The sequence below is a fragment of the uncultured Pseudomonas sp. genome, assembly GCF_943846705.1.
In the GTDB taxonomy this organism is placed as follows: Bacteria; Pseudomonadota; Gammaproteobacteria; order Pseudomonadales; family Pseudomonadaceae; genus Aquipseudomonas.
This window is the reverse complement of sequence record NZ_OX044366.1, coordinates 2,447,522-2,462,004: the sequence shown is the minus strand read 5'-3', so window position 1 is coordinate 2,462,004 and position 14,483 is coordinate 2,447,522. Positions and strand designations below refer to the sequence as shown.

At 58.5% G+C, this 14,483-nt stretch carries 21 protein-coding genes; 1 reads left to right on the top strand and 20 read right to left on the bottom strand.

Annotation, left to right across the window (positions count from 1 at the left end; translation table 11 throughout):
• Nucleotides 1–3 precede the first annotated feature (3 nt).
• Genes Q0V31_RS11570 through Q0V31_RS11555 form a run of 4 tightly spaced genes read right to left on the bottom strand, consistent with a single transcriptional unit; the run spans nucleotide 4 to nucleotide 3,198 of the window.
• Nucleotides 4–2,118: a tape measure protein gene (locus Q0V31_RS11570; protein WP_298187828.1), complete on the bottom strand. Its 2,115-nt coding sequence runs from the start codon at nucleotides 2,116–2,118 to the stop codon at nucleotides 4–6.
• Entirely contained in the window at nucleotides 2,118–2,267 is a 150-nt protein-coding gene (locus tag Q0V31_RS11565; RefSeq protein WP_298187826.1) for a hypothetical protein, read from the bottom strand. Before Q0V31_RS11565 ends, Q0V31_RS11570 begins: the two co-directional genes overlap by 1 nt.
• Before the next feature lie 26 nt (nucleotides 2,268–2,293).
• On the bottom strand, nucleotides 2,294–2,659 hold the full coding sequence (locus tag Q0V31_RS11560; protein WP_298187825.1) for a hypothetical protein: 366 nt from the start codon (nucleotides 2,657–2,659) through the stop codon (nucleotides 2,294–2,296).
• A gap of 41 nt (nucleotides 2,660–2,700) precedes the next feature.
• Nucleotides 2,701–3,198: a DUF4124 domain-containing protein gene (locus Q0V31_RS11555; protein WP_298187824.1), complete on the bottom strand. Its 498-nt coding sequence runs from the start codon at nucleotides 3,196–3,198 to the stop codon at nucleotides 2,701–2,703.
• 104 nt (nucleotides 3,199–3,302) lie between these two features.
• On the opposite strand from Q0V31_RS11555, the gene Q0V31_RS11550 reads away from it, so the two are divergent.
• Nucleotides 3,303–3,794 (top strand): HIRAN domain-containing protein, encoded by a 492-nt coding sequence (locus tag Q0V31_RS11550; RefSeq protein ID WP_298187823.1) that lies wholly within the window; start codon nucleotides 3,303–3,305, stop codon nucleotides 3,792–3,794.
• A 2-nt stretch (nucleotides 3,795–3,796) separates the two neighbouring features.
• On the opposite strand, the gene Q0V31_RS11545 is transcribed toward Q0V31_RS11550, so the two are convergent.
• From Q0V31_RS11545 to Q0V31_RS11470, 16 genes are all read right to left on the bottom strand, one after another.
• Nucleotides 3,797–4,672: a Bro-N domain-containing protein gene (locus Q0V31_RS11545; protein WP_298187821.1), complete on the bottom strand. Its 876-nt coding sequence runs from the start codon at nucleotides 4,670–4,672 to the stop codon at nucleotides 3,797–3,799.
• A gap of 264 nt (nucleotides 4,673–4,936) precedes the next feature.
• Nucleotides 4,937–5,458, bottom strand: a complete 522-nt coding sequence (locus Q0V31_RS11540) for a hypothetical protein (RefSeq protein ID WP_298187819.1) — start codon at nucleotides 5,456–5,458, stop codon at nucleotides 4,937–4,939.
• 63 nt (nucleotides 5,459–5,521) lie between these two features.
• The gene (locus Q0V31_RS11535; RefSeq protein WP_298187817.1) at nucleotides 5,522–5,953 is read right to left on the bottom strand and encodes a hypothetical protein; all 432 of its coding nucleotides are present in this window, start codon (nucleotides 5,951–5,953) and stop codon (nucleotides 5,522–5,524) included.
• Nucleotides 5,950–6,528, bottom strand: coding sequence for a hypothetical protein (locus Q0V31_RS11530; protein WP_298187816.1), 579 nt, complete (start codon nucleotides 6,526–6,528; stop codon nucleotides 5,950–5,952). The genes Q0V31_RS11535 and Q0V31_RS11530 overlap by 4 nt, the downstream gene beginning before the upstream one ends.
• The gene (locus tag Q0V31_RS11525; protein WP_298187815.1) at nucleotides 6,525–7,079 is read right to left on the bottom strand and encodes a hypothetical protein; all 555 of its coding nucleotides are present in this window, start codon (nucleotides 7,077–7,079) and stop codon (nucleotides 6,525–6,527) included. The genes Q0V31_RS11530 and Q0V31_RS11525 overlap by 4 nt, the downstream gene beginning before the upstream one ends.
• On the bottom strand, nucleotides 7,079–7,396 hold the full coding sequence (locus Q0V31_RS11520) for a head-tail connector protein (RefSeq protein ID WP_298187814.1): 318 nt from the start codon (nucleotides 7,394–7,396) through the stop codon (nucleotides 7,079–7,081). The genes Q0V31_RS11525 and Q0V31_RS11520 overlap by 1 nt, the downstream gene beginning before the upstream one ends.
• A complete protein-coding gene (locus tag Q0V31_RS11515) occupies nucleotides 7,393–7,581 on the bottom strand; it encodes a hypothetical protein (protein ID WP_298187813.1) in 189 nt (62 codons plus the stop codon). Before Q0V31_RS11515 ends, Q0V31_RS11520 begins: the two co-directional genes overlap by 4 nt.
• A 45-nt stretch (nucleotides 7,582–7,626) precedes the next feature.
• Complete coding sequence (locus Q0V31_RS11510) at nucleotides 7,627–8,826, bottom strand: phage major capsid protein (RefSeq protein WP_298187811.1); 1,200 nt, start codon at nucleotides 8,824–8,826, stop codon at nucleotides 7,627–7,629.
• A gap of 10 nt (nucleotides 8,827–8,836) precedes the next feature.
• Entirely contained in the window at nucleotides 8,837–9,490 is a 654-nt protein-coding gene (locus Q0V31_RS11505; RefSeq protein ID WP_298187810.1) for an HK97 family phage prohead protease, read from the bottom strand.
• Entirely contained in the window at nucleotides 9,468–10,688 is a 1,221-nt protein-coding gene (locus tag Q0V31_RS11500) for a phage portal protein (protein ID WP_298187809.1), read from the bottom strand. The genes Q0V31_RS11505 and Q0V31_RS11500 overlap by 23 nt, the downstream gene beginning before the upstream one ends.
• A complete protein-coding gene (locus Q0V31_RS11495; RefSeq protein ID WP_298187807.1) occupies nucleotides 10,688–12,403 on the bottom strand; it encodes a terminase TerL endonuclease subunit in 1,716 nt (571 codons plus the stop codon). The genes Q0V31_RS11500 and Q0V31_RS11495 overlap by 1 nt, the downstream gene beginning before the upstream one ends.
• Nucleotides 12,403–12,783, bottom strand: coding sequence for a hypothetical protein (locus Q0V31_RS11490; protein ID WP_298187806.1), 381 nt, complete (start codon nucleotides 12,781–12,783; stop codon nucleotides 12,403–12,405). The genes Q0V31_RS11495 and Q0V31_RS11490 overlap by 1 nt, the downstream gene beginning before the upstream one ends.
• Before the next feature lie 69 nt (nucleotides 12,784–12,852).
• On the bottom strand, nucleotides 12,853–13,200 hold the full coding sequence (locus tag Q0V31_RS11485) for an HNH endonuclease signature motif containing protein (RefSeq protein WP_298187805.1): 348 nt from the start codon (nucleotides 13,198–13,200) through the stop codon (nucleotides 12,853–12,855).
• A gap of 49 nt (nucleotides 13,201–13,249) precedes the next feature.
• Nucleotides 13,250–13,426, bottom strand: coding sequence for a hypothetical protein (locus Q0V31_RS11480; protein ID WP_298187804.1), 177 nt, complete (start codon nucleotides 13,424–13,426; stop codon nucleotides 13,250–13,252).
• Nucleotides 13,423–13,797, bottom strand: coding sequence for a hypothetical protein (locus Q0V31_RS11475; RefSeq protein WP_298187802.1), 375 nt, complete (start codon nucleotides 13,795–13,797; stop codon nucleotides 13,423–13,425). Before Q0V31_RS11475 ends, Q0V31_RS11480 begins: the two co-directional genes overlap by 4 nt.
• A gap of 297 nt (nucleotides 13,798–14,094) precedes the next feature.
• Nucleotides 14,095–14,478, bottom strand: coding sequence for a hypothetical protein (locus Q0V31_RS11470; protein WP_298187801.1), 384 nt, complete (start codon nucleotides 14,476–14,478; stop codon nucleotides 14,095–14,097).
• Nucleotides 14,479–14,483 lie beyond the last annotated feature (5 nt).

Here is a 14,483-nt window from a genome sequence, read left to right as displayed (position 1 = left end):
ACGCTATCTACGCCCAAACTTAGTGGCCAGTCGCCTCAATATACGATCGAACTGATCCGCCTCGGCTTGCATCGTATAGGTTTCGCCGCCTGGCAGGGTTAGGTTTACAACGCCACGGCTTGGGCCGGAAGATGGCATTGGCATGGACGCTACCGCCTCAACCATGCCGCCGTCAGCAAAGCGCCGAAGCGGGATGCCGTTGTTGATCAGGTCGAGGTAGCCCTTGCCCAGCTTGCGCACAGCAGCCGCTTTGATGACGTACTCGCCGTTACTCAGCAGCGCCGGGATGCTGTCGCTTGTGCCAGTGCCAGGGCCGCGAACGTGGCCGCCTGTGGCGAACTGTTGAGGTGCCTGCGCATCGCCGCTTGGGCTTGCAACCCGAACCGGCAGAACAATCTGAGTATTGCCAAGCTCTGCAGCCAGGGCCTGGATTTGAGTGCGTACCGCCTCGATGCTTGCGTCGTCAGCCTTGACGCTGACGGGCATGTTCTTAAGTTTTTCGGCGTCGGCAGCTAGGGTTGCCATGCTCACGCCGATGGCAGTGATTTTGTCTTCTGCGCGGGTTTGCTCAATGTCGTTTGCGGCCAATTCAATGGCCTGCAGCTCTTGGATAAAGCCACCAAATCCATAGGTGTTCTCGCCGGCTGCGGCAAGGTCTTGCAGCATTTTTAATGCGGCCTGCGCCTGCGCCTGCGCGCCTTCAACATCACCCGCCTTAAGCGAAGCCCGAGCCCCAACCTTCAGCGCCTGCGCACTGCTGTAAGACGCCTCCCCCTCACCACCAAGGCCTGCCAGCGCTTCGCTATAGCGCTTCTCGATATCAAGCCGCTCGCTCTTGACCTTTTCCAGGGCGGCATTGGCTTTTTTCTGGGAGGCTACAAGGGCTTTGGCTTGTTTCTCGGCCGCGTCAACCTGCTGGTCCTGCAGGGTTTTCAGCTCGGCAACATAAGCCCGACGATCATTGATTTCCTTTTCCCGAATCGCTTGCTGTGCTTGCGCAGCCATATCAGCAAGCAACTTTGTTTCGGCATTCATACCCTCTTGTTCTTGCGTCAATGCAGAGTAGTACGCCTTCCAATCGGCAAGGCCTTTGGCGATCTGCTCATCTGTCATATACAGGTCAAGCATGCCAAAGCCATTTGCGGCAGCTTCGAACTTTTCAAGCTCTTTTGCAGCCCGATCAATCTCAACTACATTCCCGGTAATACGCGCGGCGATGTAACCCAGGTCTTGAGCTAAAGAGACAGTTCCGGCGCCGGCCTTGATTGCGGCTTCAGCAACTTGCGCGAGCGCACTTGCCAACAGTATTAGGCTATCTCTGGTATTGGGATCAGAAATGGTGTCGCCAAGCTCATTGATCGCATCGATAAATGGTTGAACATCTGCCTGGCCAAGCGCTTCATTCCATCGGTCGGCAAGCTCCGTCATAGCTCCGCCAACTGTATCTGGCAGGGTCTCTGCTTCCTTTCGCAGCACCTCAAGCTGGCTGGTGAGCGCGTTTGTCACAACGTCAGCCGTCAACTCTCCCTGTGCGGCCATCTCTTTTAATGCGCCCGTAGGCACGCCAAGGCTATCCGCCAGCGCCTGCATCAACCGCGGCGCTTGCTCAGCCACGCTGTTGAACTCATCGCCGCGCAGCGCGCCTGAGCCCAAGGCCTGCGCAAACTGGATAACGCCGTTCTCGGCTTCTTGGGCACTGGCCCCGGAAACCCTGAAAGCCGTGGCGACCGCTTCAGTAACCTTGAGAATGTCCTCTTGGCTGCGGCCAGCCTCTTTAAGTGGGCGGCTTATGCGGCCATACAGGGTGACCAGAGAGGCCAGAGGCGTTTGGGTGCTGGTGGCAATTTTGCGCAGCTCAGCCTGGGCGGTGTTGAACTCTTCCTGTGACTCTGTTGCGAGCTGCAGGCGGGCATTCATCAAGTTGTAACTGTCCGCCGCAGCGGCAATACCTTGCACAGCACTGGTCAGTGCAGATATGGAGAATGCACCGATCACCGCGCGGCCAGCGGCTTCCAGCTTTTTGTTCATGCTCTCAAGCGAAGAGTTAACTTCCTTGAAAGCCTGCTGGGTTTCGTTTTTGCCACGGATTACAACCTGGGCTTCTGCCTTGCGTGCCATCAGTCGAACCCCTTCATGATTTTCTTGAAGTCTTTGGCATCTGCCTTGGCGCAGCGGGCAGCAATGATGGAATTGCGCATGTCTTCGCGGCCCTGTTTCTCAGCTGCTTCAAGGTAAAGCTCAACTTGTGCCAGGGTGTAATCACCCACCTCGGCGGCGCTATGCCCGGCGCTTATCAGGCGTTGGGCGATATCGGGCCACTCAACGCCCTTACCATTGCTGGCAGGGCGTCGACGAAAAAACCCGTATTCACCCGCACCACCTCGGCCAGTACCTGCACACAAATGGCTGACGGCATAAACCAGAGCTGCCAGCGTTTTAAGCTGGTGGTGGCCAGCAGCAACTTGCGAATTTCACAGGCGTTCTTGGCGGCGTAGCGGTTTATCTCGGCCACACTGGCCTTTGCAAAAAGCTCGACAAGAGCGCCGGCCGTTTTCCCGTACCGCTCAAAATGCCGCAGCTTGACCGGGTAAACCATCACGGTACGGCCCCGCACCTCAATGGCTTCTGGCGTTGGGTACATGATTTCAAGGGGGCTCATACAATCTCCGGGCATTAAAAAACCCGCCGAAGCGGGTTTTGTTAGTTGTGTATTGAAGTTAATCGCCCATTGGTCACGAACATTCTTATAGGCGGGTAACCGTCACACTTATAAACAAGATACTCCTTAACTCCCTGAGCACTTGTTGTCTTTGAAGTGTCGTCTGGGTATCCCCACAAATCATGCTCAAAAATACTTGCCTTTGGCATTCCAATTGAGAGGCCAACTTGATCACGACGAGAAGAACAAATCTCATCGTGTTTTCGGCGCATCTCTGCAACAGCTTTATCCGTGACAAGTTTGTCGGCGGCGAGTTTTTTCTCTAACTCAGCATACTTCTGTTTACGCTCAGCGCTCTCGCGCATGGTTTTCTCGTAGTAGCTTTCAGCGTGGCTGAACTCGATTTTCTCAACAACAGGTCCGCACTCTTTGTCTGAAAAAACGGCTCTACCAGAACTATCTGTGCACTTGAAAACGGTGTCAGCAACTAATGGCGAGCTAGTCAGCAACACGAAGGCAAAACAAAAACCACGGCGCATAGCGGATTCCCTCCCAACTGATATGGAAGGGACTTTAGCCCATAGACCTACCGAAGGGCCATAACCCGTAGTAGCCTGCCGCAAACCAAAGCCATGGAGCGGCCATGCACATCCTTACATTCTTAACCCTGATCAGCGTCCCTTTCATCGCAGGCCTGGCTTATCTGTACTGGCGTACTGATACCCCGAAAAAGCCGAGCAACAAGTCACGACATGAGACCAAGAAAAAAATCATCACGGTCCAGGCCGAAGACGCACTAGAAAGCTTCTTTTGCGCCATCGCCGGCGAAAGCTTTGAAAACGAAGATGGCACTTCACGCCAAGACATCATCCGCAAGCATGCCAAGCCAGGCATGCAGGTGCATCTGCAGCGCGAACCAGAAAACCCCCACGACACCAACGCCATTGCCGCCTACTTGGGTGACCACCAAATTGGCTACCTCAGAAGCGAGGTGGCCGAGCGTCACGCGCAGGGTATTGATTCGGGCCGGCTTGCTCTGTACGCAGAAATAAAGAGCGTGAACGGCGGCACCAAAAACAAGCCAAGCTTAGGTGTGACACTACGCGCCACCCTATTCAGAGTGCGAAAGCAGTAACTTTAAGACTGGGCCGTGCGGCCGCTTAGCGTGAAATCTGCCGGGCGCTTTCCGCCATTTTCTTTCTGAAAATAGGCGACCAGCTCAGGCATGCTTTTGTCCAGTCGCTGGGCAGCACGCTGCGCTTCCATAAAGAACTCCCAGGTGCTGCTGTAAAGGTCGGGGTTCAACTCTTTAAGCCCTGTGCGGATGCTTTTATTCCAACGGTGCATCACCCAGGCGGTGTAGTGCAGCAGCAAGCTCAGGTCCTGGGCGCGGGGAAAGTCTAGGGCAAAAAGCGTTTCTGCCTTTTCATCGCGGCCCAACCACTCCCCCTCCAGCGCATAGGCAGCGATGAAGTTGCGCGCGGCGTCCAACTGGCTGGCGGGGATATCCGCTGCCGATCGCACGCCGAAGGCTGCATGGGTTTGCGACCAGATTTTAGCAATTGCCTTGCGCTGGGTTTGCGCGGGCAGGCTTACCACTTTGCCCTTGATCAACGCACCGAGCATGTTGAAACCGTTGGTGCCGATAGTCTCCCCAAGCAGGGTGCCCATCTTGTTGTGCGTGTCGGCATAGCTGCCGTGTTTACGGATAGCGGGCAGTACCTCGGCGGTGATCCACTTCTTGAATCGCTTCGCCTCCGCTTTGCGGCTACGCAGGATGGCCGAGTAAAGGCCGGATTCGTTGATCACCAGCATTTCCTGAGCGCCACCAAGGGTGGGCACAATCTGCCTACCCTTTTCGTCTTCATCCAGGTTGCGGGTCATGTCCTTAGCGGTCAGGTAGTCAAGAGCGCCAGCAACGTCAGTCGCAACAAACCATGGCTGATCATCAATCAGCAGGGTGCGGACTTCGCGGGCTTCGAACTTGAACGGAATGATTTGAGCGGTTTGCATGATGGAACTCCTACGATCTGTCTGGAGTTCGCCACCGCTTGCGACCAAGCAAATAAGGGAGGCGAACCGTACGCAGGTTGGTCGACTGGGGACGTAGGAACCCAGCAGGGCCGAAGCCCTCCCGCGCACGGCCCGCCATAAACGGGCACAAAAAAACGCCATTTGAGGCGTCGTGCGCCTACATCAATTCCGAGCGACCAAACCCGGCCGCTGAATTTGCAGCGGCACGGGAACTATGGCTACAAAGCCAAGTTGCGTCAAGGCTTAGGTGATCACATCCATCTCGATCTTAAAGAACTGCGACAGGCCAGCGGTAACGATGCTGGTGTCGATAAGCACTTCGCCGGTGATCTCCAGGGCGCCGAAGTCATCACCGATGAAGCCAAGGCCCTGAGCAGCGCCGATCTTGGCGCGGTGCACGGTGACGGTCACAGTCTTGCCGGTGGCGGCTTCGTTCACGCCCTCGAACACCATTTCGAAAGTCTGCGCACCAGTGGTGAGCGCTTCGATGGTGGCCACGTCGCTCACGGTGGTGGCAGTGCCGAACAGGACCATTGCCATGTTTTCCGGACTGAGGTCGTGCAGAGTTGCGGTGAACTCCACCGACTCAATGCGGTTGACCTGAGCATAGGTGCCGCCGCCGGCGCTGCGGTAGTTTGGCAGCTTGATGATGTTCTCGTTTACGTTGAACTGCAGCGCAGACACGTTGCCCACATCACGGGCGGTGCCGCCAGCTTCCGGGGTGAGCTTAACGATGCCCTTGCCCATGTATGCATAGTTGGCCATTTCAGGTTTTCTCCAGACGAAAAAAAACCCGCACATGGCGGGCTTGGGTGTTGGTTTGCGGGGTTAGTAGGTTTCGACGTAGCGCAGGGTCACGGTGACAACCACGCTGCGGTAGGTGCTGCCGTCGTTATCGGGGTCGTACTCGGTCGACTCTTCGCTCAGCCAGCCGCTCGCAAGGGGGCGGATCATGGGCAACGGGTCAGCGCCGATGGTTTTGATGATGTCGTGATGCAGGTGCTGCAAATCTTGCAGCGTGGCGGTGCGCGGCAGCACGCCCTCAATCTGGTAGCTGGCGGCGCGGATAAACTTGCCGGCGCGCTCATCCTCTTTGTCATCGCCTGTGATTCGCATCAGCAGAAAGGGCAATGGCGCTTTGTCGGGCTTGTTTTTGCCGAAGCCATACACACCCGCTATCTCGGTATGAAAGCCGGCAGCTTGCTTGATGGCATCAAGGCGCACTTCCAGCGCTTCGGAAAGCTCAGTACCTCTGGTCATCGTGGCCCCTTGTCGATTTCTTTCTGTAGGCGTTTGGCGAACTCAGCCTGCAGGTAATCACTTGTCCATTTAATTGTTTGGGTCGTGGCGAGCTGCTTAAACCAATAAGCCGTGCTCGGACCGCGCGCCAACTGCAGGGCGCGTTTGTAGGCGTAGGTTTTGCCCCTTGCCGCGGTCTTGCTGCTGCGGGTGGAAAGCGGCAGCTTTTGACTGCTGGATGGGTTTACAAAGCCTGCGGCGATCTTCCTGCCGCGCGGCCCGCGAACCCATATCCGCGCACGGGTGGCGTCGATAACGTCAAACCCCCAGGTGCGGTAATTAGCAACTAGCACGCCGGAGCTACTGGGGATAATGCGTGCATCCATTCGGCCACGGCGGGCACGTTTAACCTTGAGCGCAGCACGAACCCGCTGCGGCCTTATCGTCTGCGTCAGCGGCTTAACGAAGCGCTCAGAGCGGGTTTTGGTGGCGGTAGTGTTGAGCGCGCCGCGCAGTACGGGATCAACCTTTTTGCCGAGTCCTTCCAGTTGGCGCTGGACTTGCTTGAGGCCCATCACTTGTATGGTGACGTTCATGCAACCAGCTCCAGCCAGAGGCCGCGCACCACGCCGTCGTCGCTGTCGCGGGCGTAGGCGATGACGTTGTACAGAGCCCCGGCAATGAGCAGTTGGTCGCCCTCTTCGGGCCGCCCTACTTCGATCACCGCCACTTCGGCTTTGGTTTTGTAGTCCGTGACCTGGCCCATGTCGTCCAAGTAGGGCGCCAGGTGGGCGAGGTGCACGCGGCAGGCGACAGGCATGCCGCTTTGCGGGCGGTACTCAGCGCACTGGCCAACCAACTCAGCGCAGCTCATGACCATTTCAGCGCGGGTGCCCATGGGGTCACGCGGGGCGCTGGCGATGTACAGCAGGCGGTTACCGTTGCGCAGGTAGCGGCCTTGTTGCAACTCATTGGTATAGCGGGCGCGCACTTCGACCAAGCCGGTTGAGCGCAGGCCGGCTGGGGCCGTTACATCGCCCGTATCCTTGGCGCGGATGCTGGCCCAGCGGGCACCGTGCTCAACCGGGCATAGGTCAGCGGATAGGCTGAGGATGGTGGCGCGGTGGCGCAAATTCCCGGCGCGCATCAGATGTTCACCCAGCGATGGGGCTGCCACAGCGCATGAGTGGCAAAGGGCAGTTCAGCGGTAATGGTGCCGATTACTACGCTCTCAGCATGGGCGTACCAGTGGCCGATGAGCATGAGTGCGCCTTGCTGGATGCTTTTGCTGATGACCAGCGCGTTGCCGATTGGCTCCGGCAATGAGGCTTCGTCCTCAACCAGCTTACGGTTGGTCCAGACTTCGAAGGCGCTGATGGCGCCGTCTATGTAGCCCTGGATCATTGTGTCCTCGTCGTCGTGCTCGACGCGCAGGTGCGCCTTCACGGCGGCAAGGGCAATCATTTTTTAGGCTCTGGGGCGGGCTTTTCTTTTTTAGCCGGCGCTCCTGCCAGTGTTGCAACTTTGAGCTGCTCGACCGCAACAACGGCGCAGCGCTCGGAGACTTCTTGCTCGCCCAGTTCGATTTGCACAACGGTGTTGCCGTCGGGCGAAAACGGGAACGCTTGGGTGACGTTGATTTTTGGCATGTTAATGGCCTCAGCAAGGGCCAGCCGTAGCTGGCCCTATTAGGGTTAGGCGCTCAGGGTGAGCACTTTCACGGCGTTGGAGTCGGTCAACATGCCGCCTACGCGCTTGGTGGTGTAGAAACCGACGTTCGGCTTGTTGGTGTAGGGGTCGCGCAGTACGCGAGTGCCGATGCGGTCAACGATGGTGTATGCGCGGCGGAAGTCGCCGAACAGCACCGCGTTGGCATCTGCAGCCACTGCTGGCATGTCTTCGTTCTCGGTCACGCCGTAGCCCAGCAGGCTGGACGGCTGGCCGGCTTCGATGCCTGGGCGCCAGATGTAGTTGCCTTCCAGGTCCTTCATGGTGCGGATCTTGAACAGGGTCATGTTCGGCAGCATCCAGCTTGCGCCGGCGCGGTGACCTTTGCGCAGGGTGTAAACCAGCTTCACCAGGTCGTCGGTGTCGAAGTCACCGGCAGTGCCCGATTTGATGTTCTGGATGGTGCCGAAGGCGCGAACATCATCGGCGGTCAGGGCCATGGTGTATGCCAGCAGGCCTTTTGGTTTGTTGGTGCCGTTGCCGGTGAGGAACGCCAAGCCTTCCTGCTCGGAGAACTCGCGGGCGACTTCGGCATTCAGCCAGCCCTCAGCATCGAAGAACATGTCATCGAGACTGGTTTGGGTGGCCTGCGGGTTGGCGTAAATCTCACCCATGACGGCGCTGATTTGCGCCAAGGTTGGGGTGCCGGTTGCTGGGCGGGCGTCAGTCTCGCCAACCCAGCCAGAGCCAGCGCCACCCAGGTTCACCAGCTTCTTGTAATCCGGGGTGGACACGGTGATCTGGCTGCACACTTGGCGCATGGGCGACTCGTCGCGCAGCAGCTCAAGGATGGCGCGGTCGAGTTCTTCCGGTACGGCATAGCCGCCGTCAGCTTCAACGGTGGTCTGCAGGGCCTTGGCTTGCAGTTCGCCCAGGCCGTCGTCCTTGCCTTTACGCACGAACTGCATGAATGCAGCTTTATGCTCAGACACCACTTTGTCGGCGTTGCCACCTGGGCGCTTGATGCCGGCCAGCTCTTTCTCAAGCTCAGACTTGAGGGCGTCCAGCTCGGTCAGTTTGCCGTTAAGGGCTTCAACCTGGCCGGACAGCTTGCCTTTTTCGGCTTCCAGGGCATCAACGCGCTTGTCGTTTGCGCCCTTGAACTCATCAAACTTCTTGCCGAGTGCTTCGGCAACGTCTTGCACGTCTTTCAATTCAACAGCCATGAGAGGCTCCTTACATTTTGGCGATTAGGGATTTCAGGGTTTGCAGCGCTTCGTCTGCGCCCGCCTCTCGCGGGGTGATGGCGCTATAGCCTTTGGCCATAAAGGCCTTGGCTTGTGTGCCGGAAAACCCAACCTCTCGAAGGGCCTTCTCGACCTTGCTGGGTGGCGGTGTTTCACCGCGCTCAAGCAGGGATTTCACATCAGAAATGCGGGCTTCATCGTTGGCCGGGAACGTCACCAGCGAGACTTCCCAAAGGTCGATGGCCTTGAGAATCCAGATGCCCTTTTCTTTGTCGTATTCGTAGTCATCGAGCATGTAGCCGATGGATAGCCCGGACAGGCTGCCAGCCTTCATGTGGCCGTGGGCGCGCTTGGCAAGCGGGTCGGCATCAATGAGCAGGCGGCCTTTGACGTAGAGGCCGGTTTCGTCCTCACGCATCTCGGTGTAAACACCGATGGGCTCGCTCATGTTGTGCTGCCACAGCAGGGCCGGCAACCGGCCTTTGGCTGCCCAGCGCTCAAGGCTTGCGGTGAACGCGCCGCGCACAACCACGTCGCCGTAGCTGTCTTCGACGCCAAACACAGAGCCGTAGCCTTCGAACTCGCCAGTGTCACTAACCGATTTAACGGTCAGCGGCATATCAAGGCGTTGTTTTGTCTTCATTCCCGGCCTCCGGGTTGGTGGTCATGTTCATGGGGGTCAGGTAGATGTCGCCACCATCGCGCGGGTTGAGGTCTTCCAGTTCGCGGCAATCGTTGGGGCTGAGGATTCCCCACTGAATGCCCTTGCCGTAGGACTCATAGCGGCCTTTGATGTCGCCGCGCAGCAGTGCGCCGGCATTGAACTTGGCGTAGTGGGTAAGGCGGTCTTTCTCGCTCAGCAACCCAACCTGAATGCGATGCTCGATACGGGTGAGCAGCGGCACCAGGCTGTAGTTCACGAAGCTCATGCCCATGTGCTCGATGTTGTTGAGCGTCATCTTTTCCATGCTGGCCACCAGGTGGGGCGGCACCCGGAACAGCCCGCAGATTTGGGCGTCTGTCAGCTTGCGCGATTCGATGAATTGCGAGTCTTGAGCATTGAGGCTGATCGGTTTCCAGTTCAGGCCCATCTCAAGAATCATTGGCTTGTAGGCATTGGCCACGCCCATGTGCTCGCCTTGAAACTCTGTCTTAAGGCGCTTGAATGCTTCGTCTGTTAGTTGCTGTTCGGTAGCCAGTACGCCAGAGGTGACTGCGCCATTGGTGAACAGCTTGGCGGCGTGTTGCTCCATTGCCTGGCCAAGACCCAGCGCCTGGCGGGCGTAGGCGATGGGGTTCAGGCCGTTGAGGCCGTCTAGGGTAAACAGCCGCACGTGCCAGATTTCATCCTGCGTCAGCGTGCGAACGCCATCCTTGAACGTAACCTGGTACTCAACCGTCCAGTCGTCGTTAAGCTTGGGCTTTACGTTGGCTGGGTTGATTGGCAGCAGCTCAACCACGTTACCCAGCGCCATGACCTTGTAGGCGTAGAAGTTGCCGCGCAGGCACAGGCAGGCAATCAGCAGCTCCCACATTTCCTGGGCGGTCATGTAGCCGTTAGGTGCGACGGAAAGCAGCGGGTAAAGCCGGTGGCCGGTGGCACCTGAGCGCTCGCGCCCGACTTGCTGAAACAGCCGACAGGGCAGCATGCCAACCGACTCAGCCAGGACCCGAACGCAGTTAAATACAGTGAGCTGCTGCATGGCGCTGTTGGTGGTGACCACTTGCCCGCTGTGGGTTTCGTATTCAACGCCAAGGGCGCGGGCCAGCTTTTCGGGCGTGTCGATGATCTGCGGATCACTTTTCGCCCACAGCCGGCCGAGGCTTTTGAGTATTCCCATCAGAGCGTCCTGATTCCGTGTTTCACGATGTGGTCAGAAAGCCCTGGGGCTTCTTCTTCTCTGCCCGCAATTGCCCGACTGATGGCCATGATCAAGCCGACGATGCCGTCGATCTTGTTCTCTGGCCGTTCTTTGTTGGGGTAGATGTTGTCTTTTACGTCCAGCTTGGCGATCACGTTGCTGGCCATCCATGTCAGGATCGGGCAGTCACCGTGAGCCAGCACGCGGCGCAGGGTGAGCGCCTCAAGCTCTTTCATGGGTTCGCTGATGTTCTGCACCGTCTGGCGCACTTCGACCATCAACAGCCCTTCGGCCTGCATTTCCTGCGCAAGCTGGGTGGCTTGCCAGGGGTCATAGGCGACTTGCTGCACATCGAAGCGGCCGGCGAACTCGCGCAGATCCTCTTTGATGACTTCGAAGTCGATCACTTCCCCATCGGTGAGTGTCAGCAGGCCCAGGGCGTCAAACTCGCGGTAGCGGGCGGTGTTGCTGTCCAGTTCCTCGATCACGCGCACTTCAGGCAGGTAGTACCGGCCGTGGACGTGCCAAAGCGGGTCACCCTCAACCGGCGGGAACAGCAGCAGGTTGCCGGCGATGTCGATCTTGCTGGCCAGGTCGAGGCCGATGATGCATGGCCTGCCCTCAAGCTCTGCGAGCGATTTGCGGGCAGGGGCTTCTTTCCAGCGCAGCATGTTGAGCCAGGCGTTTTTGGCGCCGACCCATTCGTTGAGGTGCTTGGTGCGGAACGTGGCCTGCTTGGCGGCGCTCTGCATGGCGTCACGCTGGCGCGCCTGCAGAAAGTCGCCGTTGATGCTGATGCCGTAATTTGGGTTGGCCTTGATCAGTACCGATTCGCTGGTCCAGTCGTCGCCAGGGTCAATCGTGTAGAGCATGGCCCACAGGTCGGGGCGCTCGATTGCACCCTCAAGCATGCGCTCGGAGTCCCTGACCAGCTGGTGGCATGGGCCGCCGATGCTCGACCCTGCGGTGGTGATGACCAGCATGACGGGCTGCTCGCGGGCGCCCATGCCGGTTTCCATGGTGTCAAACAGGGTTGAGTCTTGGTGTTCGTGAAATTCGTCAACGATGGCGCAGCTTGGGCTGGAGCCATCACCGGGCTTGCCGATCACCGGCTCAAAGCGTGAGCCATCGGTGAGGCGGCACATGTTGGAGGCGTTAACCTCGACGCCGTAGTGGTCGCGCAGCGCGGGGGTGCGGTCAACCATGAGTTTGGCTGGGCGGAATACCTCCCATGCTTGTTTCTCGGTGGTCGCGCCGCTGTAAACCTCCGCGCCAAACTCGCCGTCAGCGGTGAACATGTACAGGCCCAGGCCGCCGCCGATGATCGACTTGCCGTTTTTACGCGGCACGAAAATCAGGATGGTGCGGTAGCGCCGGGTTTTGTCTTTCTTGCGCAGCCACCCAAACGGGATGCACACGCTGAATAGCTGCCAGCCTTCAAGCTTGATGGTCTCGCGCTTGCTAGCCCATTTACCTTTGGTGTGCGGCAGCAGCTGCAGGAACTTGGCAACGCGCTCGGCCTTGGCCGGGTCGAACACATAGGGGAAGTCGGCCGACTTGGAGCGCTTTACGTCATCGAGGTGACGCTGGCAGGCCAGCTTGATCCACTTGCAGGCCGGAATCTTCCCGCTGATCACCTGGCGTGCGTAGGCCTCCGCTGCTTTTACCAGCGGATAGGTTTTCTTGGCGGCCATTACAGGTCATCGAATGGGTTGCCCTTGGGGGCGTCTTTCTTGCCGCCAACCTTGGCGCGGTCGGCAGGGGTCATGCCGAACTTGCCCAGCAGGGCTTCAAGGCGCACCAACTTGGCGGCCGGGAAGTCAATCGGGTTAAGGCGGAACTGAGCCAGGAGGTTTGCAGCCAGCTCAAGGGCTAGCCGGTCAGAAGCGGTGAGCACTTCCAGCGGTGCTGATTTCTCGATTTCCTTCCAGGCCTTGAGCACTTCGCCGTCGATATGGGCGGGCGCTTTGCCAAGCGGGCCGGCAGTCGGGGCGTCAGTTCGCGCACGCTCGGGGTGTTTTTTAAATGCGCCACGGGCGTCGAGCACGTTGGTCGGCGTCCTTGGTCGGGCCATTTTTGAAAACCATTATTTTGGAGACGTAAGAAAAAGGTTCCCCCCGTCGTTCGGGAAGGCGGTCTTGCCCTACTTTTGACCCTCCCCCTCCCCTGTCAGGCCGACCCGCTCACCGATGCGGTTGTGGCACGGTCTGCAGAGCGGTCTGACGTTGTGCCAGTCGAGGCCCAGCTCAGGGTGAGTCTTGTAAGGCTTAATGTGGTCGAGGATCACAGCGGCCGTCACACGGTCATGCTTGGTGCACTCGACACACAGAGGATGCAGGCGCAGGTAATAGACGCGGAAGCGGGTCCAGCGAGTTGTCTTGTAGAACTCATCGGACTCATCACGGCGCTTGTTGTACTGCTTGTGGGCGCGCTTCAGCTGCTCTGCCCTGCGCTCATCGGCCAAGGGCTTGTGCACGCTGCAATGGCTCACACCACGCACCAGGACACTGCAACCAGGCCATGCGCATGGCTTAGGCGGCTTAAGCGCCACGGTATTTCTTCTTGACTGCGTGCTTGTGCACCGAAGAGTGGCGCGGCTTCATAAAGCGCAAGGCGCCCCGCGACCAACGATCAACCAAAAGAACTGTTCGGCCACTCTCAAGCATCTGCTCTACAACGCGCATCGCAGCCTTTTCTTCTGGGGTGAACTCACTCATTTCCACACCACAGCCTTAAGCTCGCGCAGCATGTCAGGCAGGCTCATGTGCTTGCTTAGCTCGGCATACACGAACCAACCGCGAACCATGACCCATGCAGGCAGGCCACAGACAAAGATGATGGCAGCCAGGGCGACTAGGCCAATGTCGTCATTGATCCAGTGACCCAGCTCAAACCAGCGGATGATGAACGCACCACCGCCAAGGCTGGCCACTACTGTCGAGATCATGGCCACTACAAACTCCCGCGCCGTCTTGGGCAGGGTCATAGCCATTACAACGATGGTCACAAGTACGGCAGCGAATGCGCCCAGCACACCCAGCTTGTACAGCGCGATCCCGCCAAATGCGGTAGATGCTGGCTCGGTCATGGTGTTTGGTCTCATTGGCGTACCTTGGCCATCGCCGGCCGGGCTTTGCTGTAGGTCCAGCACAGCAATGCGCCGCCATCCGCTTGGAGCAAAGAGGCGAGCACGTGTGCTGGGTGTCAGGGATAAAAGGCCCGGTGTGATCGGGCAAGGGCTGTTGGGGAACAGCTAGGGATAGCGGAAACGAAAAAGCCCCGGCGGTTAGGCCAGGGCTTTTGAAGCGGTAAAACCGCAAGATGGGGAGAAATGTACAGCCCGTGTAATCCACTGTCAATAACCACAGCGTGTACATTTAAACAGTCACGCTACCTCTTGGTAGTGGCACAGCGCGGCATCAACCCAGGCAGCGCCCACCATCACCAACTCTTGAGCGCGAACATGGGTCACAGGCTTGCCCAGCGCCGCCGTCATCAACTGCCCCAGACGGCGATAGCTCATGCCCTGGTGCCGGTAGTAGTTCCACAGTGCCAGGCCCGCTTCCTCATAGCGATCGAACAAGCGGCACACCTTGCCATCGATCAGCAGGGCCAGCTCATCAGTGATACAGGGATCAGGGGCGCGCTCAACCTGCACATGATCACGCATAAGCGCCAGGCTGGGTGAAACGTAGCTCGGCACGCCGGACTGCACACGCAGCCACACACCCCACTCTTGCAGCATGTACTCAGTATCCAGGTGTTGCATGGCTA